Below are 24,109 nucleotides of genomic sequence, written 5' to 3' on the forward strand. Positions count from 1 at the left end.
CAGCTTGTTCCGTCTGCTCCTGGTGCGACCTTGCCCGCTTTCTACCTGACTTTCAGCCTGCTGTTGTACCTCGTCAGCTTGTACTTCGAGGGTGCCGTGATGAGCGCCGGGCGCCATATGCCGGCCTTGCAGATGCTGCTGTACGGGCCGTGGGGCGTGCCGTTCGGCTTGTACCAGTGGTTCGCCAATCCGTTGCTGGCGCTGGCGGTGCTGGCCCACCGACGTTTTCGCCGGCTGGCGCTGGTACTGGGGTTGGCGGCGTTGTACCTGGCGGCCAGCAGCCTTGGCATCGATCGGCTGCCGGATAACCGCAGCTATGCATTCCAGGATTTGATTGGCTTTGGTGCAGGTTTTTATCTGTGGCTGGGGGCGATTGCGCTGTTTTGCCTGGGCCAGGGTTGGTGGTGCTGGAAGGCTCGCAGCAGCGCTGACATGCCCGGCTGGCGCTGGCTCGATGTGGCGCTGATCGCGGCGCTGGGAGTGGCGGTGTATGCCGGCACGCAGATGCCCTCGCTGCGTTTCCAGGTCGATAAGGTATTGATGCCGCCCGAGCAGCCGCAGGCGTTTTGAACCGCGTTAGTGCTGAACCCTGTAGGAGCGGGCTTGCCCGCGATAGGGCCAGCACTGCCAACAGCACACAGGAGCCTTCAGCGGCTCGTGCCCCACTGCACCACCAGCATCCCCAGCACAATCATCCCCACCCCCACCAACCGCCAGGCATTCACCGGCCGCTCCGGTAGACCCATCAGCCCCCACTGATCGATCAGCAGCGACGACAGCACCTGCCCGGCAATCACGCAGACGATGAATCCCGCCGCCCCCAGCCGGGGCGTCAGGACCAACGCAGCGGTGATGTACAGCACCCCGGCCACGCCGCCAAACCACGCCCACCAAGGCGCCTGGGCCAGGCTCTGCAACTGCGGCAGCGGTGCGCGCATCACCAGCAGCGCTGGCACCAGCATCAACAAACTGACCAGCAGCGACACCCCCGCGGCCCACAGCGGATGGCCCAACAACCGACCCAGGGCGGCATTGCTGCCGGCCTGGAATGGCACGGCGGCGCCAGCCAGCACGGCAACGAGCAATGGCAGCAGGGCAGATAGAGCTAATGCTTGCGGCATGATGTTCTCCAGTAAAAGGGCTGGTTTCAGTCTCGGTTATCCATTTTAATGATGGAAATTCGAAGTCTGCACAGGCTGTATTCGTACCATGGATGATCTGCGCCGCATCGACCTCAACCTGTTGTTGACCCTGCACGCCTTGCTCAGCGAACAGCACGTCTCGCGCGCGGCCTTGCGTTTGCATCGTAGCCAGCCGGCGGTGAGCCATGCATTGGCGCAATTGCGCGAGATCTTCGCCGATCCGCTGCTGGTCCGGCGCGGCGGGCGGCTGCACTTGAGTGCCCGTGCGCAAGCTTTGCGTGAGCCTCTGCAACACGCCTTACAGCAACTCGATGGTCTGCTTGGCAGCCCAGGTTTCGAGCCGGGCAGGGCGCGGCGAACGTTTCGCCTGGCGATGTCCGACTATGGCGCGCGCGTGGTATTGCCGGCGTTGATTCGCGAACTGCGCCAGGATGCCCCAGGGGTGGACTTAGTGGTTTCCCAGGGCAGTCGCGAGGCGATGCTGGGGCAACTGATCGATGGCGAAGTGGATCTGGCCCTGGGGGTGTTTCCCGAGCTGCCTTCTGAGGTGCAGTGCCAGGTACTGTTCGAAGAGTCGTTCGCCTGTCTGGCTGACCGACGTGGCCTGCCGTCGCGGGGGGGGCTGACCCTGGCGCAATGGCTGGCGCGCCCGCATGTGCTGGTGGCGGTCCGTCCGGGTATCGACAATGAGATCGACCTGGCCCTAGAGGCGCTGGCTGAGCAGCGCCGGATTGCCCTGACGCTGCCGCACTGGGGCGTTGCCCAGACGCTGATCGCGGGCACCGACCTGATTCTTACCGTGGCCCGCCGCAGCCTGCTCGGCACCCGCCTCGACCCCGCCCTGCGCAGCTTCGCGCCGCCGCTGCCGATTGCGCCGTTTGCCTTTGCCCAGGTTTGGCATTCGCGGCGCGAAGGCGATGCTGGGCATGCCTGGCTGCGTGAACGAGTGCGGGTTCTGAGTGAGTGCAGTGCCGGGGCGAGCTGATGCTGATGTTTGTTCGGCGTGGTTGGCCAGTTGCCAGAGAATGCTAGGCTGGTTGCCAACTTTGAATGCAAGGACCCGCCATGCTCAGCCGATCCACTATCGCCAGTGCCGCCCTACTGACGTGTTTCGCTTGCCACGCCCAGGCCGAGGACTACTCGCAGACTTACACCCAGTGCATGGACAAGGCGTCCAGCACATTGGCCATGGGCGCATGTATCCAGGCCGAGACCAGCTTGCAGGACGAGCGGCTGAACCGGGTGTACAAGCAGCTGATGGGCAAGCTCGATAAAGACCAGAAAACCAACCTGCGCGATGTGCAACGCACATGGATCAAGTACCGCGACGGCAACTGCGCCTTCCACGGCCGTTTGAGCAGCGGCAGTATCTACCGCATCGAAGGGGCCATGTGCGAAATGGACATGAGCCGTGACCGGGCGGCGGAGCTGGAGCGGGTGCTCAGCCCGGGGCAGTGAGGAAAATCGAGGTGACTGCCAACGGCCAAGTCACCCTTGTCTGACGTTATCCACGAGCCTGGCGCTGGCGGCGAGCCTTCAGATAGGCCTGCACCTCTATTGCATCCCCAGCAAACTCGATGCGTTCGGCCTTGGCCGAGCGCTGGTAGGCATACATCGGATCGTAATACTCCTTGAGCAACCCCTCGATCCACCCTCGATGCAGCTCCACTGCACCACTGCGCAGCTGCTCATCAAGGGCCTGCTTGAGCCATTCAGCCAGCCGCTGGAATCGCTCGCCACCCAGCCGCTTGTGGATATTGGCCATGCTCTGCAGCATGCGTTCGGCATACAGCCGAGGGCCATGCTCAGGCCCGTGCAGGTCAACGAACTCGGCAGACAGATGGATGACATAATCGCGCAGGATGCGCTCGACCCGGTTGGCAAAACTGTCTTCCAACCACACCAATGGATAGTGCTGCATGCCTTGGTAGAGCTCCAGCGGCAGGGTGCAGCTGCCAATGATCCGCCCTTCATCCTCCAGCACGAATTGCTCGATGCCGCGCGCGCGCTTTTTCAGCACATCGATGGCCAGGCGGTTTTCGAAGTCGATCTGCACCGGCTGGGCGCTCGCGCGCTTGCCGAAGCTCGAGCCGCGATGATTGGCGTGGCCTTCCAGATCCAGCACATTGTTCAGTTGGTGGAGCACCTCAGTCTTGCCAGTGCCAGTCAAACCGCCTAGCAGGACGAAGTCGCATTGAGCTGCGGCCTGTTGAGTGGTTTGCAGTAAAAACGTACGCATGGCCTTATAGCCGCCCCTGACCCTGGGGTAGGCGATGCCCACTTCTTCACGCAGCCACTGCTGCACGATCAGCGAACGCAGGCCGCCGCGAAAGCAGTACAGGTAACCATTGGGATGAGCCTTGGCAAAGGACGCCCATGCGTATAGCCGCTCGTCCTTGGTCGCGCCGCTGACCAGTTGATGGCCGAGGCTAATGGCCGCGGCCTGGCCGTGCTGTTTGTAGCAAGTACCTACTTTCTGCCGCTCCTGATCGTTCATCAGCGGCAGGTTGACCACGCCGGGGAACGCACCCTTGGCAAACTCGATGGGCGCACGCATGTCCATCATTGGCGCATCATCGAGAAACAGCTGGCGGTAGTCGGTGCAGTCAGGGCGCATCAAATCACCTCGACCGCGTGGCGCTGTCGTTCTACCAGCTCGCCAATCGGCGACAGCTGCAGGCCAAGTTCAGTGGCCACCGCCAGAAACTGCGCCTCACCCTCAGGGCTGACCGCCACCAGCAGGCCACCACTGGTCTGTGGGTCACACAATAGCTGTTGCTGTTGCTCGCTCAGCACGCCGATCTTGTGCCCATAGCTGTCGTAGTTGCGCAAGGTTCCGCCAGGGATGCAGCCCTCGGCCAGGTAATGCTCGACGCTCGGCAGACGCGGCACGGCTCGATAATCCAGGCGCGCCGTCAGGCCGCTGCCTTCAGCCAGTTCCACCAGGTGGCCCAGCAGGCCAAAGCCGGTCACGTCGGTCATCGCCTTGACTCCATCGAGCTTGCCAAAGTGACTGCCTGGGGTGTTCAGGGTGCACATCCAGTCTCGTGCCAGGCCCTGGTCTTGCTCGCGCAGCTTGGCCTTTTTTTCTGCCGTGGTAAGGATGCCGATGCCCAGCGGTTTGGTCAGGTACAGGCGGCAACCGGCCGTGGCGGTGTCGTTGCGCTTGAGATGGCGTTTGTTGACCACGCCGGTCACGGCCAGGCCGAAGATCGGCTCAGGGGCATCGATGGAATGTCCGCCGGCCAAGGGGATACCGGCTTCGGCGCAGACTGCGCGCCCACCCCGGATGACTTCGCGCGCAACTTCGGGCGGCAATACGTTGATCGGCCAGCCGAGGATGGCGATGGCCATCAGCGGGTCACCGCCCATGGCGTAGATGTCGCTGATGGCGTTGGTGGCGGCGATGCGGCCGAAATCGTATGGGTCGTCGACGATCGGCATAAAGAAGTCGGTGGTCGAGACCACCCCGCGTTCATCATCCAGGGCATAGACGGCAGCGTCGTCACGCGAGGCGTTGCCGACCCACAGGTTCGGATCTAGGGCCTGAGTGCCGCTCTCGGCGAGGATCACATCCAGCACCTTGGGCGAGATCTTGCAGCCGCAACCGGCACCGTGGCTGTACTGGGTAAGACGAATCGGCTCGCTCATACGCACCTCGCATTGTGTGTTGGGCGAGTCTAGCAAACCTGGCGTTTGGGCCATGGGCACTATACTTCGACGGGTGTTGCGAGGTGTCAGGGTTGGCCTCTTCGCGGGGCAAGCCCGCTCCCGCGCCTTTGAGTTCTCAGCCATCTGCGTGGGAGCGGGCTTGCCCCGCGATGAGGCCGGCACTACCGCCAAACTGGCAACACCCAGTCTTCCCCGTCCTCGAACCGGAGAAACTCCTATGCTCAAACGTCCACTGGCGCTCGCCGCAGGCCTTGTGTTCTCGTGCTGTGCTGTCCTCACCCAGGCTGCCGAAACCCTCAGGGTCAGCGCCATCCCCGACGAAGCGCCCACTGAATTGCTGCGCAAGTTCAAGCCGCTGGGCGAATACCTGCACCAGCAGTTGGGCATGGAGGTGACGTTCGTGCCAGTGGCCGACTACCCGGCAGTGGTCGAGGCCCTGGCCAGCGACAAGCTCGACCTGGCCTGGCTGGGCGGTTTCACCTTCGTTCAGGTGCACCTCAAAGACCCCAACGCCACCCCGCTGGTGCAGCGCGAGCAGGACGCCAAGTTCACCAGCAAATTCATCACCGCCGACCCTAATGTGAAGAGCCTGGCCGACCTCAAAGGCAAGACCTTCGCCTTCGGCTCTGTCTCATCGACCTCCGGCAGCCTGATGCCGCGTTACTTCATGCTCAAGAACGACAACATCAAGCCTGAAACCTACTTCAGCCGCGTGGCCTATTCCGGCGCCCACGATGCCACCGTGGCCTGGGTCCAGGCCGGCAAGGCCGATGCCGGTGTGCTCAATGCCAGTGTCTGGCAGAAGCTGGTCGACGCCGGCAAGGTCGATACCGACAAGGTCAAAGTGTTCGCCACCACACCGACCTACTACGACTACAACTGGACCGTGCGCGGCAACATGGACGCCGGCTTGAAAACCAAGATCAAGCAAGCCTTCCTCGATCTGGATCCGGCCAACCCTGAGCACAAGGCGATTCTCGATCTACAGGCTGCCAGCCGCTTCATCGAAACCAGCCCCGATAACTACAAGGGCACCGAGGAAGCCGCACGCGAGGCCGGGCTGCTCAAGTGACTATTCGCCTGCACGGGGCGAGCTTGCGCCACGGCCAGGTGCGTGCCCTGGAGGCGCTCGATCTGCTGATCGAGCGTGGCGAACGGGTGGCGATCATCGGGCCCTCGGGGGCGGGCAAGTCCAGCTTGCTGCACCTGATCGCCACGGCCGTTCGGCCTAGCGCCGGTCACCTGGAGGTGCTCGGTGAGCAGCCCTGGGCACTCTCGGCACGCGCTCGTCAGCGCTTGCGGGCGCGGGTCGGCCTGGTGCACCAGGCGCCACCGTTGCCTTCGCGCCAGCGTGTCATCACCGCGGTACTGGCTGGCCGTCTGGGGCAGTGGGGCATGCTGCGTGGGCTGCTCAATCTGATCTGTCCCACCGACGTGCCGGGTGCGCGGCAGGCGTTGGCGGCGCTGGGTATGGCAGACAAGATGTTCGTGCAATGTGGGCAACTCTCTGGCGGCCAGTTGCAACGCGTGGGCATCGCTCGGGCGTTGTATCAGCGGCCCGAGGTGCTGCTTACCGATGAGCCGGTGTCGGCCATGGATCCGGTACTCGCAGAGCACAGCTTGAGCCTGCTCAATCGCCATGCCCAGGCGCACGGCGTGACCTTGGTCGCCAGCCTGCACGCGGTGGAGTTGGCGTTGGCGCACTTTCCACGCATCGTTGGCATCCGTGAGGGGCAAGTGGTGTTCGACCGCCCGGCCAATGAGGTCAGCGTAGGCATGCTCGATGCGCTGTACGCCAACGAGCAGTTGCTGGCGCCGACGATAACGGCGCCGAGCAAATTGGTGCAGTTGCCACGATGCTGAGCGTCGAGCGCCGCGACCCGGCCGCGCTGCCTCGGCTGCTGTTTACCTTGTTGTGCCTGGCGCTACTGTGGCCGGGGTTGCAGCTGAGCGAGCTGAACCCCGGCGTTCTGCTGCAGGCAGAAAACCGTCGGCAGATGGCCAATTTCCTCAGCGCGTTCTGGCCGCCTGCGCACGATCCGGCGTTCCTGTCGTTGTTGTTCGAAGCCACTGTACAGACCCTGGCCGTGGCCACTGCCGGCATGGCGTTGGCATTGATCCTGGCGCTGCCGGCGAGCCTGCTGGCCAGCCGTGCGCTGTCGCTGCGCGCCGCCTCCAACGCCGGGCGGCTGACGGCTGGCGCGCGTCTGTTGCGCCTGCCAGTGCGCGGTGTGTTGATCTTTTTGCGCAGCGTGCCGGAAATCGTCTGGGCCTTGCTGTTCGTACGCGCGGTCGGGCTGGGGCCGACCGCTGGGGTGCTGGCGATCGCCATCACCTACAGCGGCATGCTCGGCAAGGTCTACGCGGAAATTTACGAGTCGGTCGACCAGCGCCCGGCGCACGCGTTGCTGCAGGCGGGCAGCGGTCGGTTGCTGGCGTTCTTCTACGGCATCGTGCCGGGTGCGGCGAGCGAGTTGGTGTCGTACACCGTGTACCGCTGGGAGTGTGCGATACGCGCCTCGGTGGTGATGGGCTTCGTTGGCGCCGGAGGCCTGGGGCAGCAGATCGATCTATCGATGCGCATGTTCGCCGGCGCCGAGGTGGCGAGCATGCTGCTGACCTTCCTGCTGTTGGTGATGCTGGCAGACCTTTTGAGCCGCTTTCTGCGCGGGAGGCTGGCATGAGCCGGGCGATCAACCTGCTGGTGTTACTGGCGATTGTGCTGGCGGTGGTCGCTTCGTTTGGCTATCTAGAGCTGGACCTGGCCGCAGTCATGGGCAGTGGTGGACTGGCGCAGATGGGCGAGTATGCGACGCGCTTTCTCAGCCCGGACGTCTCTGCCGAGCACCTGCGCGCGGTCATGCGTGGGGCGCTGGAAACCTTGGCCATGTCTGGTCTGGGCACCTTGCTGGCGATGGTTCTTGGTTTGCTCTTGGCGTTACCTGCCGCAGGGCGTTTCGGCTGGCCGCTGCAAGGCGTCGCGCGCCTGCTGCTCAATGCCTTGCGGGCGATCCCCGAGCTGGTCTGGGCCGCCTTGACCGTACTGGCCGCAGGCCTGGGCCCCAATGCCGGCACCCTGGCGCTGGCGCTGCATACAACCGGCGTGCTCGGCAGGCTGTTCGCCGAAGCGCTGGAAAACACCCCCAGCGAACCTGCCGAGGCGATCCGCTTGCAGGGCGCCAGCCAAATTGCGGCGTTTTGCTACGGCACCCTGCCCAATCTCTGGCCACAGATGCTCGCCTACAGCTTGTACCGCTGGGAAAACAACATCCGCATGGCCAGCGTGCTCGGCTTTGTCGGTGCGGGTGGCCTGGGGCAGATGCTCTACACCACCCTGAGCTTGTTCCAGGAAGCTCAGGCCAGCACGGTGATCATCGGCATGCTGGTGCTGGTGTTGCTGGTCGACGCGCTGAGCGACCTGCTGCGTCAGCGTTACGTGCGCGTGTGAGCGGCTTCATTGCACCCGTTCGTCGCACTGCGCCTCACGCTGCATCGACTCCAGATTGCGCTCGATGGTCTCGCAGATGGTGTCCATCTGAATCTGGTGCTCACTGAAACGAAATGGGCTCTGCAGGTCGGTACCAATCCGCTCGATCGCCAGCAGCATGAAACCGACCACGGTCGAGGCCAGTGGCGTGAACCAACCCAGCGACTCCACCAGGCCAATCGGCACGATCAGGCAGAACAACGAAATGAACAGCCGCGGAAAGTACACGTAAGGGTAGGGCAGCGGCGTATTGGCGATGCGCTCCATGCCGCCCTGGGCATTGGACAGGTCCACCAGGGTCGACTCCAGCCGTGCCAGGCGAATGCTGTCCAGCCGCCCGGCCTTGTATTCGCGCGCCAGCAGCGCGGCTGAGCCGCTGAGGATATCGTTGGCGAAATTATTCGAACGATTGCGCCGCTCGAACTCCTGCGGCGGGATGAACGCCATCAGTTCGTCCGGGCATTTCTCCCCCTTCAGGTGCGCCGCCAGGCAGTTCACGTAAGCCACATGCCGGCGTAACAAGGTGGCCTTGACCGGGTTCAAGCCCTCGTCGCCGTCGTCGATCAGCGTCAGCACCTGGCGGGCGAAGCTGCGCGAACTGTTGACCAGCGCCCCCCACAGCGTGCGCGCCTCCCACCAGCGGTTGTAGGCACTGCTGTTGCGAAAGCTCACCAGCACCACCAGCGCCGAACCGAGCAAGGTCAGCGGCATCAGTGGCAGGGTGAACTTGCTGTTGAAGAACAGCATGAAATCGATGGTGACCAATACATCCCAGATCAGCAGCCAGAACAGCGACCAGCCGATATAGCCGAAGGTCTTCACCACCAGGCGGATCTTGCGCGCGATGATCTCTTTCAAACGGCGAACCTCGAAACGAAGCGGATGCAGGTTCGGACGCCGGCTGGCGGGCAAGGTTCGCTGCTGTTCGTCGCGCGGGTGTGTCGAAACGTTTTTGACTTCCACTTACCGGGACGAAGCTGACCCTCGGTTGGGAAATCGACTCCCGTTTGATATGGCTGATTTATTGGACAGTGATGAAGCTATCAGCGAGTACCTGACCCAGGTACTTGCTGATGGGGATACCGATGAAATCTTGCGTGCCATTGGTCACATTGCCAAGGCGCGTGGGATGGCGCAAATCGCTCAGCAAACCGGTCTGGGCCGAGAAAGCCTCTACAAGACTTTCGGTCCAGGCGCAAAACCACGGTTTGATACGGCCCTTAAAGTGATTCGCGCCCTTGGAATTGATCTGCTCGCTCAGCCCCATGCACTGCTACCGCGCTAAAACGAGGACGGGCAGATCTACATTTGCATGAGCGAGCTCTAGCAGTGGCCGTTGCTTCAATAGGCGTAGCGCAGGGTGGTCATGAAGTTGCGCGGGGCGCCGTATAGCCCGGCTGCGGTGGTCGAGTAGTATTCCTTGTCGAACAGGTTGTTGACGTTCAAGGTTGCCGACAACGACGGGCTGATCTGGTAGCGCGCCATCAGGCTGGTCAGGGCGTAACTGCTCTGGGTGGTGGCGTAGCTGGTGTTGTAGCCCGTCTCGCTCTGCCAGTTGACACCGCCGCCGACGGTCAGCTTGTCGAGCGCGCCCGGCAGGCGGTAAGTGGTGAACAGCTTGACGCTGTTACGCGGGATTTCGGTGACGATACGCTTGTCGTCGTCATCGAAACTGACGCTGTAGGAGTAACCGCCGGTGAGCTGCCAGCCCTCGCGGATTTCGCCGTTGAGTTCCAGCTCGGCCCCTTCGCTGGTGGTGCCGCTCTCGGCACGGTAGGCCTGGAAGTTATTAGGCTGCAGGTTGTCGCCATCGGCCACGGCGAGGTTGTCCTGCTCGACCCGGAACAGCGCCAGGCTGGCATTGAGCCGACCTTCATAGAAGCCTGCCTTTAGTCCAATCTCATAGCCGGTGCCTTCCTGCGGATCGAGTGGCGAGCCGCTGACATCGCGGATGTTGGCATTCTGCGGATTGAAGATCTGGGTGTAGCTGGCATAGGCGGTCCAGGTATCGTCCAGGTCGTAGACCAAGCCAGCATAGGGGATGACGATGCCGGTTTCGGTGCGCTCGGTCTTGGTGGTCGCGCCACCGTAGATGCGGTTGGTGGTTTCGCGGTTCCAGTCCACTACGCGGGTGCCGAGAATCAGGCTGGCCGCGTCGGTCAGGTGCCAGCGCGAGGTCAGGTAGGCGGCGTACTGGGTTTCGGTCAGGTCACTCTCGCCGATCTTGGTAAAGCGCGGCTTGGGCGCTTGGCCGTTCCAGGTGTAGATGTTGTCGATGTCGCCATCGTAGGTGCCGCGCCGCTGCCAGCCGCCGTAGTTGGCGGTGCCACGTTCTTCGATGCGCGACAGGGTTACGCCAGTGATCAGCTCATGCTCGCGACCCAGGAAGGGAAACGCGCCGGTCAGGTAGGCATCCAGGTTGTCCTGCTCGGGGCTGGCCTGCCAGCGGGTCGGCATGAGAAAGGCCCCGGCGCCGGTGGCGGCATCGATATCGCCGGTCATGTAGGTGGCCACGGTGTCGTAGTCGTTGCGCGCATGGCTGTATTCGAGCTTGCCGCTCCACCCGTTGGCGAAGTGCTGTTCGATCGAGGTGAACAGGCTGCTCTGCTTGCGATCGTAGTAGGACCAATCCGGCGAGCTGTTGAACGAGCGCTTGATGTCGGTCAGCGCGCCAGTGGTGGTGAACAGCGGAAAGCCGGTGCGCATGGGGGCATTGGCATGGGTCACCTGATGGCTGAAGCCGAGCGTCAGCAAGGTCGACTCACTCAGGTCCAATTCACTGATGCCGTACAGGGTGGAGATTTCCTGATTGAAGCGGTCGATCCAGGCATGCTGGTCCTTCTGATCGGCGACGAAGCGCCCGCGCACGTTGCCCGCCTCGTTAAGCGCGCCGCCAACATCCACGCTCAGGCCGTAGCGGTCCCAGCTACCGGCCTCGGCCGACAGCAGCACTTGTGGCGCTTGGGTGGGCCGCTTGCGGATCAGGTTGATGGTCGCCGACGGGTTGCCCAGGCCGCTGATCAGGCCAGTGGCGCCGCGCACTACTTCGACCCGGTCGTACATCGCGGTGTTCTGGGTGTAGTTGTCCATGCGCGAGGAGGTCGGCACCCCGTCGATCTCGTAGTTGCTTATGGCAAAGCCACGGGACAGGTAGGGCGTGCTGTCGGCGCCGATGCTCTCGCGGATGACGGTGATACCGGCGGTGGCGTCCAGGGCGTCGGTGAGGGTGTCGAGCTTCTGGTCTTCCATGCGTTGGCGGGTCAGCACGGTGACCGACTGCGGGGTCTCCTTGAGCGACAGGTTAAGCCGCGTCGAGCTGCTCGAAGACTCGGTGGTGTACGAGCCAGAGCCCTCGGTGGTCGCCCCAGGGGCCTTGCCGGAAATGCTCAGTGGCATCAGCTCCATCGCGCCGTTGGCCGCAGAGGCAGCCGGCAGCAGTACATAACCGCCATTACTCTGCCGGCTGGCTTGCAGGCCACTGCCGGCGAGCAAGCGCGCCAGGCCTTCTTCCACGCTGAAGGTGCCTTGCAGGCCTGGCGAGCTGAGCCCCTGGGTCTGCTCGCTGGCGAATGACAGGGTCACCCCGGCGGCGCTGGCGAACTCGCTCAAGGCTGTGCCCAGCGGCCCGGGTGTAATCTCGAAACGGGTCGACTGCTGGACTTGCGCCGCAACGCTGGCAGTGGTGAAAGCGATCAGGGGCACGCCGAAGAGGGCCAGCTGGACGGCGCGGGCCAGGGGAAGACGAGACATCGAAAGTTCCTTGGGGTTGGCAGGGCACAGTGCGGCAGTTATCGCCGCTTCAGTGCTTGGCCGAATGAGAATGAAAATCGGCAACCCCTGATTTGCATTTTTTAACTACCACCGCTTCGTGAGTAAACCGCCATCGTGAACAGGCCGCTGCTGACAGAGAGATCAGGCTGCTTGTGGGAGCTGGCGAAGCCTGCGATCGAGGGCGACAGCCCTCGCATTGGCGTACTGGGGCTGCTGCGCAGCCCATCGCAGGCTTCGCCAGCTCCCACGGGGCCTGTCGCACACGCTTTCAGACCGCATCGATCCGCACCCAGTAGCGCGTCAGGTAATGCACGCGGACAGGCAAAGACGCCGCCAGGTTTTCCAGCACCGTATCGGTATCATCCAAGCGAAAACCACCAGAGACCCGCAACCCGGCAACCGCATCGCTGCACAGCAACCGCCCGGTCCGATAGCGCTGCAGCTCAGTTACAAGGTCCACCAAGCGCCACTCCACCGCCATCAGCATGCCCCGCACCCAGGCATCGCTATCCCGTGCCCCCGGCTCCGGCGCATCGACTCGCTCACGGTTAAACGCGACCCGCTGCCCGGCCTCAAGCCGCATCAGCCGATTGGCCGCCGCCGCAGGCCTGACTTCGACTGCATGCTCCAGCACCTGAACCAAACTCTGCTGACCCTCACTGCGTACGCTGAACCGCGTACCCAGTGCACGAACGCTGCCCTGCGGCGTATGCACGACAAACGGCCGGCCTTGTGGATCGGCCGCCGTCTGGATCATCACCTCGCCACGATGCACTTGGATTTCCCGCAAGCCAGCGCCATAGCGGATATCCACAGCACTGTCGGTGTTGATATCCAACACCCCGCCATCGGCCAGGCGCAGATGGCGCCGCTCACCCTTGGCCGTGCGGTGCTGGGCCATGCGCGAGCTAATCGGTTCGATGATGTGCAGGCCCCAGCCCGTCGCCCCAGCGGCCAGCAACAACCCCAGCACCTTGGCCACAGCCCGTCGCCGCGCCCGCACTCCGGCAAGGGTGGGTAATGCGACCTCTTCAGGTAAATGACCCAGTTGCCGTTGCAGCTTCTCCACCCGCGCCCAGGCCTGGGCGTGACGCGCATCCTGGGCAAGCCAAGCTTGCCAGCCGAGGCGCTCGGCCTCGCTCGGCGGCGCAGCGTGCAACTGCACATACCAAGTGGCTGCCGCCTGGAGAATCTTGCGCTCGAGCACGGCTCAGTCCTCGACCAGCATCAGGCACTGGGTCATGGCGCGGATCATGTGTTTTTTCACCGTCGTCACCGACACCGCCAAGCGCTCGGCCGTGGCCACATAGCTCAGCCCCTCCAGCTGCACCGCAAGGAAGATCGTGCGCGTACGCGGCCCCATCTCATCGAGCATGGCATCCACGGCCGTCAGGGTTTCCAGGATCAACAACCGGGTTTCTGGCGAGATATCCAGCGCCTCCGGGCGCAACGCCAACACATCCAGGTAGGCCTGCTCCACCGCCCGGCGGCGGAAGCGGTCGATCATCAACGCCCTGGCAATCGAGCTGAGGTAGGTGCGCGGCTCGCGGATGGCGTCGACATTGCGCGCGGTCAGTACCCGCAGGAAGGTGTCCTGGGCCAGGTCCGCCGCATCGCTGGAATTGCCCAGGCGCGCCCGCAGCCAGGTTTTCAGCCAGCCGTTGTGGGTGTGATAGAGATCGTGCAGGGCAGAGGCGTCGGCTGGAGGCATGGCGGACTGTACCTGAGAATGATTCTATCTATTGTTGGCTGGATCGTTGGGTGGGGGCAAGTGGCAGGCGGCTATTGAGTATGCAGATGGTGTTTGGTTTGGTGCGGGTAGATGAGTACTGGTTAAAAGGCCGGAAGTGTGCCAGCGCTGGCCTCATCGCGGGACACGCTCGCTCCTACCCGAACGGTGCGTAGCGCAAAAACTGTGGTCAACTCGACCCCTGTAGGAGCGGGCTTGCCCGCGAAGAGGCCAGCACAGGCACACCAAGCCAGTCTCTCCCTGCAAGTTATGCTGTGGAGCGGGTAAGGCCGCATCGGCGTATAGCGGCTGCGGGTGCTAATGGCCAGCCTTCTCAGCCTGGCCCAGCTCCACATCATCCATCACCGCCTTGACCATATCGCTGAGCAGATGCGCGGCCCAACCCAGGTCCGCTTCCCCGTCGGTGGCCGCCAGCAAGGTCATGCGCCGCACGCAGGCCATCATCGCCGAGGCCTGTTCCATTGCCCGGCCTGCATCGTGGCCTGCGTTGACGCGGAACAGCGGTTGATCGCCATCGCCGTAGCCGAAGCCGGTTTTGCCAACAGTCTTTGCGCCCATCATTCGACTCTCCATGTCAGTGACATATCTGTAATTTTCCCAAGGCCATTTCGACCAACTCACGGGCAGCTTCGATTTCGTGAAGGGTGGCGAGATTGAGCGGATGTGCTGGGGTGTTGAAGGTGAACAGCGTGCTTTGGTTGGCAATGGAAAGGGCGCAGACCAGGTACTCGGCAGTCTGGATCAGAAGCTCTTCGAGTGTGTGGCAGGTTTCAGGGGAGTGGGGTGGATCGGGGACAATTTTTAACATGATGAAGTCCTTTGCTCGAGTGGAGCTACCACCTCCTGCTGTCAACAAGAGGGTGGCAGCTGTACGCGGGTTGACAGACCGGTAGCAAAGGAACCCGGCGCACACGAGGTGCCCCACGTACAGCCGCCATAAAGACGAAGCCATACGGTTCTTTGACTAATCGGTCTGTCAAAACCGGTCGTTGAATCGGCAACGACCGGGCGAGACTAGAGGGCGACCCAAAGCACCGCAATGGCTTGTAAGGCGGGCGGAGTATGTTTGGGAAATGGACTACAGGGAATGGGGAAATTCTTAAAGTTTGGCGGGGTTTTGCGGCGAAGGTGTGGGCTTGGCTGGGCGGCGGCTGGCCTCATCGCGGGGCGAGCCTGCTCTCACAGGAGTGGCGTTTTGCAGCAGAATCAGGGCAAAAAAAAACCGACCTATCAAGGTCGGTTTTTTCCGGATTTTGGTGCCCCGAGGGAGACTCGAACTCCCACTCCTTTCGAAAACGGATTTTGAATCCGCCGCGTCTACCAATTCCGCCATCAGGGCTTGTGGCGCCGCAGTATAGAGAGGGTCCTTCGGTCGGTCAATCGGCTTTCATGGAGAATTTTCATTCGTTGGGCTAAACTTTGCGGCCCTGTCGAACCGAACACCATCATGCGCGTCGCCGATTTTTCCTTCGAACTCCCCGATTCCCTGATCGCCCGCCACCCACTGGCCGAGCGCCATGGCAGCCGACTGCTGGTTCTTGATGGACCGAGCGGGGCGCTGGTGCATCAGCAATTCACCGATTTGCTCGACTACCTGCGTCCGGGCGACCTGATGGTGTTCAACAACACCCGGGTGATCCCAGCGCGGCTGTTCGGCCAGAAAGCCTCCGGCGGCAAGCTCGAAGTGCTGGTCGAGCGGGTGCTCGACAGCCACCGGGTGCTGGCCCATGTGCGCGCCAGCAAGGCGCCCAAGGCCGGGACGCAGATCCTCATCGATGGCGGCGGCGAGGCCGAGATGGTCGCGCGCCATGACACGCTGTTCGAGCTGCGCTTCACCGAAGAGGTGTTGCCGCTGCTGGAGCGGGTCGGGCATATGCCGCTGCCGCCGTATATCGATCGCCCAGACGAAGGTGCCGACCGCGAGCGTTACCAGACGGTCTATGCCGAACGTGCTGGCGCCGTTGCTGCGCCAACCGCAGGTCTGCACTTCGATGAAGCGCTGCTCGAGAAGGTCGCAGCCAAGGGCGTTGAACGCGCCTTCGTCACCCTGCATGTGGGCGCGGGCACCTTCCAGCCGGTGCGGGTCGACAAGATCGAAGACCACCACATGCATAAAGAGTGGCTCGAGGTCAGCCAGGAGGTAGTCGATGCCGTTGCCGCCTGCCGCGCTCGCGGTGGTCGGGTAGTGGCCGTCGGCACGACCAGCGTGCGCTCGCTTGAGAGCGCTGCGCGTGACGGGCAGCTCAAGGCGTTCAGTGGCGACACCGACATCTTTATCTTCCCTGGCCGGCCGTTCCATGTGGTCGACGCCCTGGTCACCAACTTCCACCTGCCGGAGTCCACGCTGCTGATGCTGGTCTCGGCCTTCGCCGGTTATCCCGAGACCATGGCTGCCTATGCGGCAGCAGTCGAGCAGGGGTACCGCTTCTTCAGTTACGGTGATGCGATGTTCATCACCCGCAATCCGGCGCCACGCGGCCCCGAGGATCAAGCATGAGTCGCACCTGTCGAATGTCCTTCGAACTGCTGGCCACCGACGGCAAGGCCCGTCGTGGTCGCCTGACCTTCCCCCGTGGCACGGTCGAGACTCCGGCGTTCATGCCGGTCGGTACCTATGGCACGGTCAAGGGCATGCTGCCGCGGGACATCGAGGCCATTGGCGCCGAGATCATCCTGGGCAACACCTTCCACCTGTGGCTGCGCCCGGGCACCGAGGTGATCAAGAAGCACAATGGCCTGCACGATTTCATGCAGTGGAAAGGCCCCATCCTCACCGACTCGGGTGGTTTCCAGGTGTTCAGCCTGGGCGCCATGCGCAAGATCAAGGAGGAGGGCGTTACCTTCGCCTCGCCCGTCGATGGCTCCAAGGTGTTCATGGGCCCGGAAGAGTCGATGCAGGTCCAGCGCGACCTGGGCTCGGACATCGTGATGATCTTCGACGAGTGCACGCCGTACCCGGCCGAGCATGATGTCGCCCGTACCTCGATGGAGTTGTCGCTGCGTTGGGCCCAGCGCTCGAAGAATGCCCATGGCGACAACACGGCGGCGCTGTTCGGTATCGTCCAGGGTGGCATGTACCAGGACCTGCGCATGCGCTCGCTCGAAGCGCTGGTCAACATCGACTTCGATGGCCTGGCCATCGGCGGCCTGTCGGTCGGTGAGCCCAAGCACGAGATGATCAAGGTGCTGGACTATCTGCCTGCGCAGATGCCGGCTGACAAACCTCGTTACCTTATGGGTGTAGGCAAACCCGAGAATCTTGTAGAGGGTGTGCGCCGCGGCGTCGACATGTTCGACTGCGTGATGCCGACGCGCAACGCGCGCAACGGCCATCTGTTCATCGATACCGGGGTGATCAAGATCCGCAACGCGTTCCATCGCCACGATGATTCGCCGCTGGATCCGACCTGCGATTGCTACACCTGCACTAACTTCTCCCGCGCCTATCTCCATCACCTGGACAAATGCGGCGAAATGTTGAGCAGCATGTTGAATACGATCCATAACTTGCGTCATTACCAGCGTCTGATGGCCGGTTTACGCGAGGCTATTCAACAAGGTAAATTGGCCGCCTTTGTCGACGCCTTCTATGCCAAACGCGGGCTGCCTGTGCCGCCTTTGGACTGACTGTCTCTCACGTATTGCCAACTCAACACGTGCAACTTAACAACTGGAGTGTCACATGAGCTTTTTGATCCCCGCCGCTTACGCGGACGCAGCTGCCCCGGCCGCCGGCCCTGCTGGTACTGGCTTTGAGTGGATTTTCCTGGTTGGCTTCCTGGTCATCTTCTACCTGATGATCTGGCGTCCACAGGCCAAGCGTGCCAAAGAGCAGAAGAACCTGCTGGGCAACTTGCAAAAAGGTGACGAAGTTGTCACCAACGGCGGCATCGCCGGCAAAATCGTCAAGGTTTCCGATGATTTCGTGGTTCTGGAAGTGTCCGACACCGTCGAGCTGAAGTTCCAGAAGGGCGCCGTGGCTGCGACCCTGCCAAAAGGTACGCTCAAGGCTATCTGAGTTACCGGTTTTCTTTTCCAGTCGGGGCGCGCAACGCGCCCCGCGTCTTGAACGGGCGGCGTGATGCTGAACAAATACCCTCTGTGGAAATACGCACTGATCGTGCTGGTACTGGCGATCGGTTTCATTTATTCCGCTCCCAACCTTTACCCGGATGATCCGGCGGTGCAGATCAGTGGTGCGAGCTCCGCACTGCAGGTCAACCAAGCCGACCTCGATCGCGTCACCAAGGCGCTGAGCGATGCCGGTATCGCCGTGAAGGGCGGTAGCCTGGGCGAGAAGGGCAGTGCGCTGGTGCGCCTGACCAACCAGGAAGACCAGCTCCCTGCCAAGGATGTGGTGCGCAAGGCACTGGGCGATGATTACGTCGTGGCCCTGAACCTGGCCCAGACCACCCCGCAGTGGCTGCGTAACCTGGGTGCAAGCCCGATGAAACTGGGTCTGGACCTGTCCGGTGGTGTGCACTTCCTGCTCGAAGTGGACATGGACAAGGCCATGAGCGCCCGGATGAAAGTCTACGAAGGCGAAGTGAAGACCCTGCTGCGCAAAGAGCGGATCCGCTATCGCAGCCTGCCTCAGCAGGACGGCGGCATCATGCTGGGCTTCTCCGACGACGCCACCCGCGAACAGGCCCGTGCCCTGATCCGCAAGAATTTCACTGATTTCGACCTGACCACCACCGAGCGCAACGAGCTCGCCGTGCTGCGTCTGGCGCTGACCCCGGCCAAAGTTGCCGAGATCCGCGAATACTCGATCAAGCAGAACCTGACCACCGTCCGTAACCGTGTCAACGAATTGGGCGTGGCTGAGCCACTGGTGCAGCGCCAAGGCGCCAACCGCATCGTGGTCGAGCTGCCAGGCGTGCAGGACACTGCCGAAGCCAAGCGTATCCTCGGCAAGACCGCCAACCTCGAGTTCCGCTTCGGTGCCGAGCCGGGCGCGTCCAAGGCCACCACTGAGGTCTTCGAGTTCCGTGACGGTGGTCGCTCGGCGCCCGTCGAGCGCGGCCTGATCATCACCGGTGACCAGGTCACCGATGCCCAGGCTAGCTTCGACGAGCAGGGCCGTCCGCAGGTCAACATTCGCCTCGATGGCCATGGCGGCGAGCTGATGAGCCGCGCTACCCGCAGCAACGTCGGGCGCAGCATGGCGGTGATCTTCATCGAGCAAAAGCCGGTGACCCGCTACGTCAAGCAGACGGTCGACGGTGTCGAGAAGGAAGTGCCGGTTCAGAGCTTCCAGGAAGACAAGAAGATCATCAGCCTGGCGACCATTCAGTCGCCACTGGGCAGCCAGTTCCGGATCACCGGTCTGAACGGCCAGGGCGAATCGTCCGAGCTGGCCCTGCTGCTGCGTGCCGGTGGTCTGGCCGCACCGATGTACTTCGCTGAAGAACGTACCATCGGTCCAAGCCTGGGTGCTGACAACATCACCAAGGGTGTCGATGCATCGCTGTGGGGCATGCTGTTCGTCTCACTGTTCATCATCGCCATCTACCGTGGCTTCGGTGTGATCGCGACCATCGCCCTGACCGGCAACATGATCCTGCTGCTGGCGCTGATGTCGCTGCTCGGCGCGACCCTGACCCTGCCAGGTATCGCCGGTATCGTGTTGACCATGGGGATGGCGGTTGACGCCAACGTGCTGATCTTCTCGCGGATTCGCGAGGAGCTGAAAAACGGCATGACGGTACAGCGCGCCATCCACGAAGGCTTCAGCCGTGCCTACACCGCGATCATCGACGCCAACCTGACCAGCCTGTTGGTCGGCGGCATCCTGTTCGCCATGGGTACCGGTCCGGTCAAAGGCTTCGCGGTTACCATGTCCCTCGGGATTTTCACCTCGATGTTCACCGCCGTCATGGTGACCCGCGCAATGGTCAACCTGACCTGCGGCGGGCGTGACATCAAGAAGCTGTGGGTTTGAGGGAATAACCATGAAAACCATCAACTTCATGGGCGTGCGCAATGTCGCGTTCGCCGTCACCGTACTGCTTACCGTGCTGGCACTGTTCAGCTGGTGGCAGAAGGGCCTGAACTTCGGTCTGGACTTCACCGGCGGTACGCTCATCGAGCTGACCTACGAGCGTCCGGCAGACCTGAAAACCGTGCGTGCCGAGCTGGTCGAGTCGGGCTTTGGCGACGCCGTGGTGCAGAGCTTCGGCGCGACCACCGACCTGCTGGTGCGTATGCCTGGCGACGACCCGCAACTGGGTAGCAAAGTCGCGGCGGCCTTGCAGAAGGCCGGTGGCGACAACCCGGCAACCCTCAAGCGCGTCGAGTTCGTCGGCCCGCAGGTGGGCGAGGAGCTGCGTGACCAGGGCGGCCTGGGTATGCTCCTGGCGCTGGGCGGGGTGTTGATCTACCTGGCCTTCCGCTTCCAGTGGAAGTTCGCCGTGGGCGCGATCATCTCGCTGATTCACGACGTGGTGGTGACCGTAGGTATCCTGTCGTTCTTCCAGATCACCTTCGACCTGACGGTGCTGGCAGCGGTCCTGGCGATCATCGGTTACTCGCTCAACGACACCATCGTCGTGTTCGACCGGGTGCGTGAGAACTTCCGGGTCATGCGCAAGGCTTCGCTGATCGAGAACATCAACGTCTCGACCACCCAGACCCTGTTGCGTACCATCGCCACCTCGGTGTCGACCTTGCTGGCCATCGCGGCGCTGCTGTTCTTCGGCGGCGACAACCTGTTCGGCTTCTCCCTGGCACTGTTCATCGGGGTCATGGCCGGTACCTACTCGTCGATCTACATCGCCAACGTGGTACTGATCTGGCTGAACCTGAACAGCGAAGACCTGATTCCGCCGGTCAAGGCAGAGGGTGTGGACGACCGTCCGTAAGGATTTGTCCTACGCCGTTTGGCGCAAAGAGAGCCGCGAGTGTTGAACTCGCGGCTTTTTTTTTACTCCAAGGCTGGGAGAAGCGCGGGTTCGGACCCGCAGGTACGATCAGGAGGTTCACGTGAATAAATCAATGCTAGTGGGTGCGGTGCTGGGTGCTGTCGGTGTCACTGCCGGAGGTGCTGTGGCGACCTACAGCTTGGTGAACAAAGGCCCTGAGGTTGCTCAGGTGACAGACGTGCAGCCGATTAAACAGCAGGTCAAGACCCCGCGCGAAGTGTGCAAGGACGTCACCGTGACCCGTCAGGCGCCGGTCAAGGATCAGCACCAGATTGCCGGCACCGTGGTCGGTGCGCTGGCCGGCGGCTTGCTGGGTAACCAGATTGGCGGTGGTACCGGCAAGAAGATCGCCACCGTGGCCGGTGCGGTCGGTGGCGGTTATGCCGGTAACAAGGTGCAGGAGGGCATGCAGGAGCGTGACACCTACACCACCACGCAAACCCGCTGCAATACGGTCAACGACCTCAGCGAGAAGGTGGTTGGCTACAACGTGACCTATTCGATTGGCGACAAGGTCGGCAAGGTGAAGATGGATCACGAGCCGGGCTCGACCATTCCGCTAGATGAAAATGGCAAGCTGGTGCTGAGCCGGGCGCAGCCGGGGCAGTAAGGCAAGTTGTCGTGGGAGTAGTCCATCGTGGGAGCGGGCTTGCCCCGCGATAGCGTCAGGCTCGCTTTCTACGTAGATAGGCGCATGCTATCGCGGGGCAAGCCCGCTCCACGCATCTCACCAGGGCAATAGCCAAAAAAAAGCACCCCGAAGGGTGCTTTTTTTGTGGCTGAAATCCGCCTCAGCGTTTCAGCGAGTGCGGCACGTGCGGCTGGATGGCAGTCAGCACGGCTTTGAAGCACTTGATGTTGCCCGCAACGATATGACCCTTCTCGAGGAAGTCATGGCCACCGTTGAAGTCGCTCACCAGGCCGCCGGCTTCTTGTACCAGCAGTACGCCGGCAGCCATGTCCCATTCGGACAGGCCCGACTCCCAGTAGGCGTCGAAACGGCCAGCGGCGACGTAGGCCAGGTCCAGGCTGGCGGAGCCGGCGCGGCGGATGCCGGCGGTCTGGCCAGTCAGGGCGCGGAACATGCCCAGGTAGTTGTCCAGGTCTTCCATCTGGTTGTCGCGGAACGGATAGCCGGTACCCAGCAGCGCGCCTTCCAGGCTGGTGCGCGAGCTGACGCGCAGGCGGCGACCGTTGACTTGGGCGCCACGGCCACGGCTGGCGGTGAATTCTTCCTGGCGCACTGGGTCGAGGACCACGGCGTGTTCCAGGCGACCACGGTATTTGCAGGCGATGCTGACCGCAAAGTGAGGAACGCCACGCAGGAAGTTGGTGGTGCCATCCAGCGGATCAATGATCCACAGGTAGTCCTTGCCTTCTTCGCCGGAGCCAGCGTGCAGGCCGGTCTCTTCGCCTTGGATGGAGTGGTTCGGGTAAGCCTTGCGCAAGGCGTTGACGATGCTCTGCTCGGCAGCGCGGTCAACTTCGGAGACGTAGTCCTTGGCTTCCTTTTCGTCGACCTTGATGCTATCCAGGCGTTCGATGGAGCGGAAAATCAGTTCACTGGCGCTGCGAGCAGCGCGCAGGGCGATATTCAGCATAGGCTGCATGGGCGTTTCACCTGGGGATGTTAAAGAAGAAAGCCGCACATTCTAGCAGAAAACTCCCGCGGCAGAAGTGTGACATTTGCTTTCGTGGCGTTACGCTGGTCGGTTCTGTAAGATCGATACCCCCTTCAATCGCATCTAATGAGCACACACCTTGCTGCAGAATATTCGTGTTGTTCTGGTCAATACCAGCCACCCCGGCAACATCGGCGGCGCTGCTCGTGCCATGAAAAACATGGGCTTGTCGCGCCTGGTGCTGGTTCAGCCACTGGACTTTCCCGCTGCCGACGCCAGCGCCCGTGCCTCCGGCGCCGACGATGTGCTCGATGGCGCCCAAGTGGTTGGCTCGCTGGAACAGGCGCTGGTCGGTTGCAGCCTGGCGATCGGCACCAGTGCCCGTGACCGCAGCCTGCCCTGGCCCATGCTCGACCCGCGTGAGTGCGGCGCCAAGGCCGTTGAACGCGCCGCCAGCGGTGAGGAAATCGCCCTGGTGTTCGGGCGCGAGCATGCCGGCCTGACCAACGACGAACTGCAGCGATGTCACTTCCACGTGCACATTCCCTCGAACCCCGACTTCAGCTCGCTGAACCTTGCTGCCGCTGTCCAGGTGCTCGCCTATGAGGTGCGCATGGCCTGGCTGGCCGAGCAGGGCGCACCGGCGAAAGTCGAGAAAGCGGACGCCGGCGAGCTGGCGACCCTGGACGAAATGGAGCGCTTCTACGACCACCTGGAAAAAACCCTGGTGGATATCGCGTTCCTCGATCCCGAGAAGCCCAAGCACCTGATGGCGCGTCTGCGCCGGTTGTATGGGCGTAGCGCGGTCGACCGTTCGGAAATGAGCATTTTGCGCGGCATCCTCACCGAGACCCAGAAGGTCGCCCGAGGCGAGCCGCATAAGCGGAAGGACTGAAAGATGTTTGAACGTCTGCGTGAAGATATCCAAAGCGTATTTCATCGTGACCCGGCAGCGCGCAACGCCTTCGAGGTGCTGACCTGCTACCCGGGGATGCACGCCATCTGGTTGCACCGTCTCGGTCATGCCCTGTGGGTTCGAGACTTCAAGTGGCTGGCTCGGCTGGTGTCGAACTTCGGTCGCTGGATGACCGGTATCGAGATCCATCCCGGCGCGACCATCGGTAGGCGCTTCTTCATCGACCACGGCATGGGTATCGTCATTGGCGAGACCGCTGAGATCGGTGATGACGTCACCCTCTACCAAGGCGTGACCCTGGGCGGCACCAGCTGGAATAAAGGCAAGCGCCACCCCACCTTGGGGAACGGCGTGGTAGTCGGTGCCGGCGCCAAGGTGCTGGGCCCGTTTACCGTCGGTGCCGGGGCCAAGATCGGCTCCAACGCCGTGGTCACCAAGGAAGTGCCGCCAGGCGCCACGGCGGTGGGTATCCCGGGGCGCATCATCGTCAAGACCGAAGACAGCGAAGTCGAGGCCAAGCGCAAGGCCATGGCCGAGAAAATCGGCTTTGACGCCTATGGCGTCAGTGGCGACATGCCCGATCCGGTGGCGCGAGCGATTGGCCAGATGCTCGATCATCTGCAGGCCGTCGACGAGCGCCTGGAGGGCATGTGTGGCGCCCTGACCAACCTGGGTAGCGACTACTGTGGCAAGGAACTGCCGGCTTTGCCTGAAGAAGACTTCGTCGAGCTGACTCAGGGCGAGGCCAAGCCGGCCGACGCCAAGCAAGCCGCGCAGGGCGACACCCAGCCGCATTGACATCAGTTCGTCATCTGGGGCGTGTGAT

Annotated in this window: 26 protein-coding genes and 1 tRNA gene; 16 read left to right on the forward strand and 11 right to left on the reverse strand. The window is 62.6% G+C overall.

Annotation, left to right across the window (positions count from 1 at the left end; genetic code table 11):
• The first annotated feature begins 30 nt into the window (after nucleotides 1-30).
• Nucleotides 31-570, forward strand: coding sequence for a hypothetical protein (locus ACI2JX_RS15115; RefSeq protein ID WP_264234793.1), 540 nt, complete (start codon nucleotides 31-33; stop codon nucleotides 568-570).
• 77 nt (nucleotides 571-647) lie between these two features.
• Here ACI2JX_RS15115 and ACI2JX_RS15120 read toward each other — a convergent pair whose 3' ends face one another.
• Complete coding sequence (locus tag ACI2JX_RS15120) at nucleotides 648-1,121, reverse strand: DMT family transporter (RefSeq protein WP_404690387.1); 474 nt, start codon at nucleotides 1,119-1,121, stop codon at nucleotides 648-650.
• An 88-nt stretch (nucleotides 1,122-1,209) separates the two neighbouring features.
• Between ACI2JX_RS15120 and ACI2JX_RS15125 the strand changes: the two genes are divergently transcribed.
• Both ACI2JX_RS15125 and ACI2JX_RS15130 read left to right on the forward strand, forming a co-directional pair.
• Nucleotides 1,210-2,127, forward strand: coding sequence for a LysR family transcriptional regulator (locus ACI2JX_RS15125; RefSeq protein ID WP_404690388.1), 918 nt, complete (start codon nucleotides 1,210-1,212; stop codon nucleotides 2,125-2,127).
• Nucleotides 2,128-2,207: 80 nt separating this feature from the next.
• The gene (locus tag ACI2JX_RS15130; protein ID WP_404690389.1) at nucleotides 2,208-2,600 is read left to right on the forward strand and encodes a lysozyme inhibitor LprI family protein; all 393 of its coding nucleotides are present in this window, start codon (nucleotides 2,208-2,210) and stop codon (nucleotides 2,598-2,600) included.
• A gap of 46 nt (nucleotides 2,601-2,646) precedes the next feature.
• On the opposite strand, the gene mnmH is transcribed toward ACI2JX_RS15130, so the two are convergent.
• Both mnmH and selD read right to left on the reverse strand, forming a co-directional pair.
• Nucleotides 2,647-3,759, reverse strand: coding sequence for a tRNA 2-selenouridine(34) synthase MnmH (mnmH, locus tag ACI2JX_RS15135; RefSeq protein ID WP_404690390.1), 1,113 nt, complete (start codon nucleotides 3,757-3,759; stop codon nucleotides 2,647-2,649).
• Entirely contained in the window at nucleotides 3,759-4,793 is a 1,035-nt protein-coding gene (gene selD, locus ACI2JX_RS15140) for a selenide, water dikinase SelD (protein WP_264234797.1), read from the reverse strand. The genes mnmH and selD overlap by 1 nt, the downstream gene beginning before the upstream one ends.
• 238 nt (nucleotides 4,794-5,031) lie before the next feature.
• On the opposite strand from selD, the gene ACI2JX_RS15145 reads away from it, so the two are divergent.
• From ACI2JX_RS15145 to phnE, 4 genes are read left to right on the forward strand one after another with little or no spacing between them, the layout of a single operon-like run.
• Nucleotides 5,032-5,886 (forward strand): putative selenate ABC transporter substrate-binding protein, encoded by an 855-nt coding sequence (locus ACI2JX_RS15145; protein WP_404690391.1) that lies wholly within the window; start codon nucleotides 5,032-5,034, stop codon nucleotides 5,884-5,886.
• Nucleotides 5,883-6,677, forward strand: a complete 795-nt coding sequence (locus tag ACI2JX_RS15150) for a phosphonate ABC transporter ATP-binding protein (protein WP_404690392.1) — start codon at nucleotides 5,883-5,885, stop codon at nucleotides 6,675-6,677. Before ACI2JX_RS15145 ends, ACI2JX_RS15150 begins: the two co-directional genes overlap by 4 nt.
• Nucleotides 6,671-7,498 (forward strand): PhnE/PtxC family ABC transporter permease, encoded by an 828-nt coding sequence (locus ACI2JX_RS15155; protein WP_404690393.1) that lies wholly within the window; start codon nucleotides 6,671-6,673, stop codon nucleotides 7,496-7,498. Before ACI2JX_RS15150 ends, ACI2JX_RS15155 begins: the two co-directional genes overlap by 7 nt.
• Entirely contained in the window at nucleotides 7,495-8,262 is a 768-nt protein-coding gene (phnE, locus tag ACI2JX_RS15160) for a phosphonate ABC transporter, permease protein PhnE (protein ID WP_404690394.1), read from the forward strand. Before ACI2JX_RS15155 ends, phnE begins: the two co-directional genes overlap by 4 nt.
• 6 nt (nucleotides 8,263-8,268) lie before the next feature.
• Here the strand turns inward: phnE and ACI2JX_RS15165 are convergent, their stop codons facing one another.
• On the reverse strand, nucleotides 8,269-9,159 hold the full coding sequence (locus ACI2JX_RS15165) for a bestrophin family protein (protein WP_264234802.1): 891 nt from the start codon (nucleotides 9,157-9,159) through the stop codon (nucleotides 8,269-8,271).
• Between the two features lie 154 nt (nucleotides 9,160-9,313).
• Between ACI2JX_RS15165 and ACI2JX_RS15170 the strand changes: the two genes are divergently transcribed.
• Nucleotides 9,314-9,586, forward strand: a complete 273-nt coding sequence (locus tag ACI2JX_RS15170) for an addiction module antidote protein (protein ID WP_404690395.1) — start codon at nucleotides 9,314-9,316, stop codon at nucleotides 9,584-9,586.
• Between the two features lie 56 nt (nucleotides 9,587-9,642).
• Here ACI2JX_RS15170 and ACI2JX_RS15175 read toward each other — a convergent pair whose 3' ends face one another.
• The 6 genes from ACI2JX_RS15175 to ACI2JX_RS15200 all read right to left on the reverse strand — a co-directional run bounded on the left by ACI2JX_RS15175 (nucleotide 9,643) and on the right by ACI2JX_RS15200 (nucleotide 15,161).
• A complete protein-coding gene (locus tag ACI2JX_RS15175) occupies nucleotides 9,643-12,051 on the reverse strand; it encodes a TonB-dependent siderophore receptor (RefSeq protein ID WP_404690396.1) in 2,409 nt (802 codons plus the stop codon).
• 289 nt (nucleotides 12,052-12,340) lie between these two features.
• Nucleotides 12,341-13,279 (reverse strand): FecR domain-containing protein, encoded by a 939-nt coding sequence (locus ACI2JX_RS15180; protein WP_404690397.1) that lies wholly within the window; start codon nucleotides 13,277-13,279, stop codon nucleotides 12,341-12,343.
• A 3-nt stretch (nucleotides 13,280-13,282) separates the two neighbouring features.
• Nucleotides 13,283-13,783: a sigma-70 family RNA polymerase sigma factor gene (locus tag ACI2JX_RS15185; RefSeq protein ID WP_264234805.1), complete on the reverse strand. Its 501-nt coding sequence runs from the start codon at nucleotides 13,781-13,783 to the stop codon at nucleotides 13,283-13,285.
• A 336-nt stretch (nucleotides 13,784-14,119) separates the two neighbouring features.
• The gene (locus tag ACI2JX_RS15190) at nucleotides 14,120-14,383 is read right to left on the reverse strand and encodes a DUF3077 domain-containing protein (RefSeq protein WP_186554100.1); all 264 of its coding nucleotides are present in this window, start codon (nucleotides 14,381-14,383) and stop codon (nucleotides 14,120-14,122) included.
• 13 nt (nucleotides 14,384-14,396) lie between these two features.
• On the reverse strand, nucleotides 14,397-14,630 hold the full coding sequence (locus ACI2JX_RS15195) for a hypothetical protein (protein ID WP_404690398.1): 234 nt from the start codon (nucleotides 14,628-14,630) through the stop codon (nucleotides 14,397-14,399).
• A gap of 446 nt (nucleotides 14,631-15,076) precedes the next feature.
• Nucleotides 15,077-15,161: transfer RNA gene (locus ACI2JX_RS15200), tRNA-Leu, on the reverse strand.
• Between the two features lie 108 nt (nucleotides 15,162-15,269).
• Here ACI2JX_RS15200 and queA point away from each other — a divergent pair.
• From queA to ACI2JX_RS15230, 6 genes are all read left to right on the forward strand, one after another.
• A complete protein-coding gene (gene queA / locus ACI2JX_RS15205; RefSeq protein ID WP_404690399.1) occupies nucleotides 15,270-16,319 on the forward strand; it encodes a tRNA preQ1(34) S-adenosylmethionine ribosyltransferase-isomerase QueA in 1,050 nt (349 codons plus the stop codon).
• 14 nt (nucleotides 16,320-16,333) lie between these two features.
• The gene (gene tgt / locus ACI2JX_RS15210) at nucleotides 16,334-17,449 is read left to right on the forward strand and encodes a tRNA guanosine(34) transglycosylase Tgt (protein WP_404690442.1); all 1,116 of its coding nucleotides are present in this window, start codon (nucleotides 16,334-16,336) and stop codon (nucleotides 17,447-17,449) included.
• A gap of 55 nt (nucleotides 17,450-17,504) precedes the next feature.
• A complete protein-coding gene (gene yajC / locus ACI2JX_RS15215; protein WP_186554097.1) occupies nucleotides 17,505-17,840 on the forward strand; it encodes a preprotein translocase subunit YajC in 336 nt (111 codons plus the stop codon).
• 63 nt (nucleotides 17,841-17,903) lie between these two features.
• Nucleotides 17,904-19,766, forward strand: a complete 1,863-nt coding sequence (gene secD / locus ACI2JX_RS15220) for a protein translocase subunit SecD (protein ID WP_264234809.1) — start codon at nucleotides 17,904-17,906, stop codon at nucleotides 19,764-19,766.
• A 10-nt stretch (nucleotides 19,767-19,776) separates the two neighbouring features.
• Nucleotides 19,777-20,685 (forward strand): protein translocase subunit SecF, encoded by a 909-nt coding sequence (secF, locus tag ACI2JX_RS15225; RefSeq protein ID WP_264234810.1) that lies wholly within the window; start codon nucleotides 19,777-19,779, stop codon nucleotides 20,683-20,685.
• Nucleotides 20,686-20,806: 121 nt separating this feature from the next.
• Complete coding sequence (locus ACI2JX_RS15230; RefSeq protein ID WP_404690400.1) at nucleotides 20,807-21,355, forward strand: glycine zipper 2TM domain-containing protein; 549 nt, start codon at nucleotides 20,807-20,809, stop codon at nucleotides 21,353-21,355.
• Between the two features lie 181 nt (nucleotides 21,356-21,536).
• Here the strand turns inward: ACI2JX_RS15230 and suhB are convergent, their stop codons facing one another.
• Nucleotides 21,537-22,355 (reverse strand): inositol-phosphate phosphatase, encoded by an 819-nt coding sequence (gene suhB, locus ACI2JX_RS15235; protein ID WP_186554093.1) that lies wholly within the window; start codon nucleotides 22,353-22,355, stop codon nucleotides 21,537-21,539.
• 151 nt (nucleotides 22,356-22,506) lie between these two features.
• Between suhB and trmJ the strand changes: the two genes are divergently transcribed.
• On the forward strand, nucleotides 22,507-23,262 hold the full coding sequence (gene trmJ / locus ACI2JX_RS15240; RefSeq protein WP_404690401.1) for a tRNA (cytosine(32)/uridine(32)-2'-O)-methyltransferase TrmJ: 756 nt from the start codon (nucleotides 22,507-22,509) through the stop codon (nucleotides 23,260-23,262).
• A gap of 3 nt (nucleotides 23,263-23,265) precedes the next feature.
• Nucleotides 23,266-24,081 carry a serine O-acetyltransferase gene (gene cysE / locus ACI2JX_RS15245; RefSeq protein WP_404690402.1) on the forward strand — a complete coding sequence of 272 codons (816 nt, stop codon included), beginning with the start codon at nucleotides 23,266-23,268 and terminating at the stop codon, nucleotides 24,079-24,081.
• The last annotated feature ends 28 nt before the right edge of the window (nucleotides 24,082-24,109 follow it).

The organism is Pseudomonas sp. NPDC088890, from assembly GCF_044900155.1.
In the GTDB taxonomy this organism is placed as follows: Bacteria; Pseudomonadota; Gammaproteobacteria; order Pseudomonadales; family Pseudomonadaceae; genus Aquipseudomonas; species Aquipseudomonas urmiensis.

Coding starts and splice junctions, on each gene's coding strand:
- ACI2JX_RS15120 (WP_404690387.1), bottom strand. CDS start 1,121: ATGCCGCAAGCATTAGCTCTATCTGCCCTGCTGCCATTGCTCGTTGCC.
- ACI2JX_RS15125 (WP_404690388.1), top strand. CDS start 1,210: ATGGATGATCTGCGCCGCATCGACCTCAACCTGTTGTTGACCCTGCAC.
- ACI2JX_RS15130 (WP_404690389.1), top strand. CDS start 2,208: ATGCTCAGCCGATCCACTATCGCCAGTGCCGCCCTACTGACGTGTTTC.
- mnmH (WP_404690390.1), bottom strand. CDS start 3,759: ATGCGCCCTGACTGCACCGACTACCGCCAGCTGTTTCTCGATGATGCG.
- selD (WP_264234797.1), bottom strand. CDS start 4,793: ATGAGCGAGCCGATTCGTCTTACCCAGTACAGCCACGGTGCCGGTTGC.
- ACI2JX_RS15145 (WP_404690391.1), top strand. CDS start 5,032: ATGCTCAAACGTCCACTGGCGCTCGCCGCAGGCCTTGTGTTCTCGTGC.
- ACI2JX_RS15155 (WP_404690393.1), top strand. CDS start 6,671: ATGCTGAGCGTCGAGCGCCGCGACCCGGCCGCGCTGCCTCGGCTGCTG.
- phnE (WP_404690394.1), top strand. CDS start 7,495: ATGAGCCGGGCGATCAACCTGCTGGTGTTACTGGCGATTGTGCTGGCG.
- ACI2JX_RS15170 (WP_404690395.1), top strand. CDS start 9,314: ATGGCTGATTTATTGGACAGTGATGAAGCTATCAGCGAGTACCTGACC.
- ACI2JX_RS15175 (WP_404690396.1), bottom strand. CDS start 12,051: ATGTCTCGTCTTCCCCTGGCCCGCGCCGTCCAGCTGGCCCTCTTCGGC.
- ACI2JX_RS15185 (WP_264234805.1), bottom strand. CDS start 13,783: ATGCCTCCAGCCGACGCCTCTGCCCTGCACGATCTCTATCACACCCAC.
- ACI2JX_RS15190 (WP_186554100.1), bottom strand. CDS start 14,383: ATGATGGGCGCAAAGACTGTTGGCAAAACCGGCTTCGGCTACGGCGAT.
- ACI2JX_RS15195 (WP_404690398.1), bottom strand. CDS start 14,630: ATGTTAAAAATTGTCCCCGATCCACCCCACTCCCCTGAAACCTGCCAC.
- queA (WP_404690399.1), top strand. CDS start 15,270: ATGCGCGTCGCCGATTTTTCCTTCGAACTCCCCGATTCCCTGATCGCC.
- tgt (WP_404690442.1), top strand. CDS start 16,334: ATGTCCTTCGAACTGCTGGCCACCGACGGCAAGGCCCGTCGTGGTCGC.
- yajC (WP_186554097.1), top strand. CDS start 17,505: ATGAGCTTTTTGATCCCCGCCGCTTACGCGGACGCAGCTGCCCCGGCC.
- secD (WP_264234809.1), top strand. CDS start 17,904: ATGCTGAACAAATACCCTCTGTGGAAATACGCACTGATCGTGCTGGTA.
- secF (WP_264234810.1), top strand. CDS start 19,777: ATGAAAACCATCAACTTCATGGGCGTGCGCAATGTCGCGTTCGCCGTC.
- suhB (WP_186554093.1), bottom strand. CDS start 22,355: ATGCAGCCTATGCTGAATATCGCCCTGCGCGCTGCTCGCAGCGCCAGT.
- cysE (WP_404690402.1), top strand. CDS start 23,266: ATGTTTGAACGTCTGCGTGAAGATATCCAAAGCGTATTTCATCGTGAC.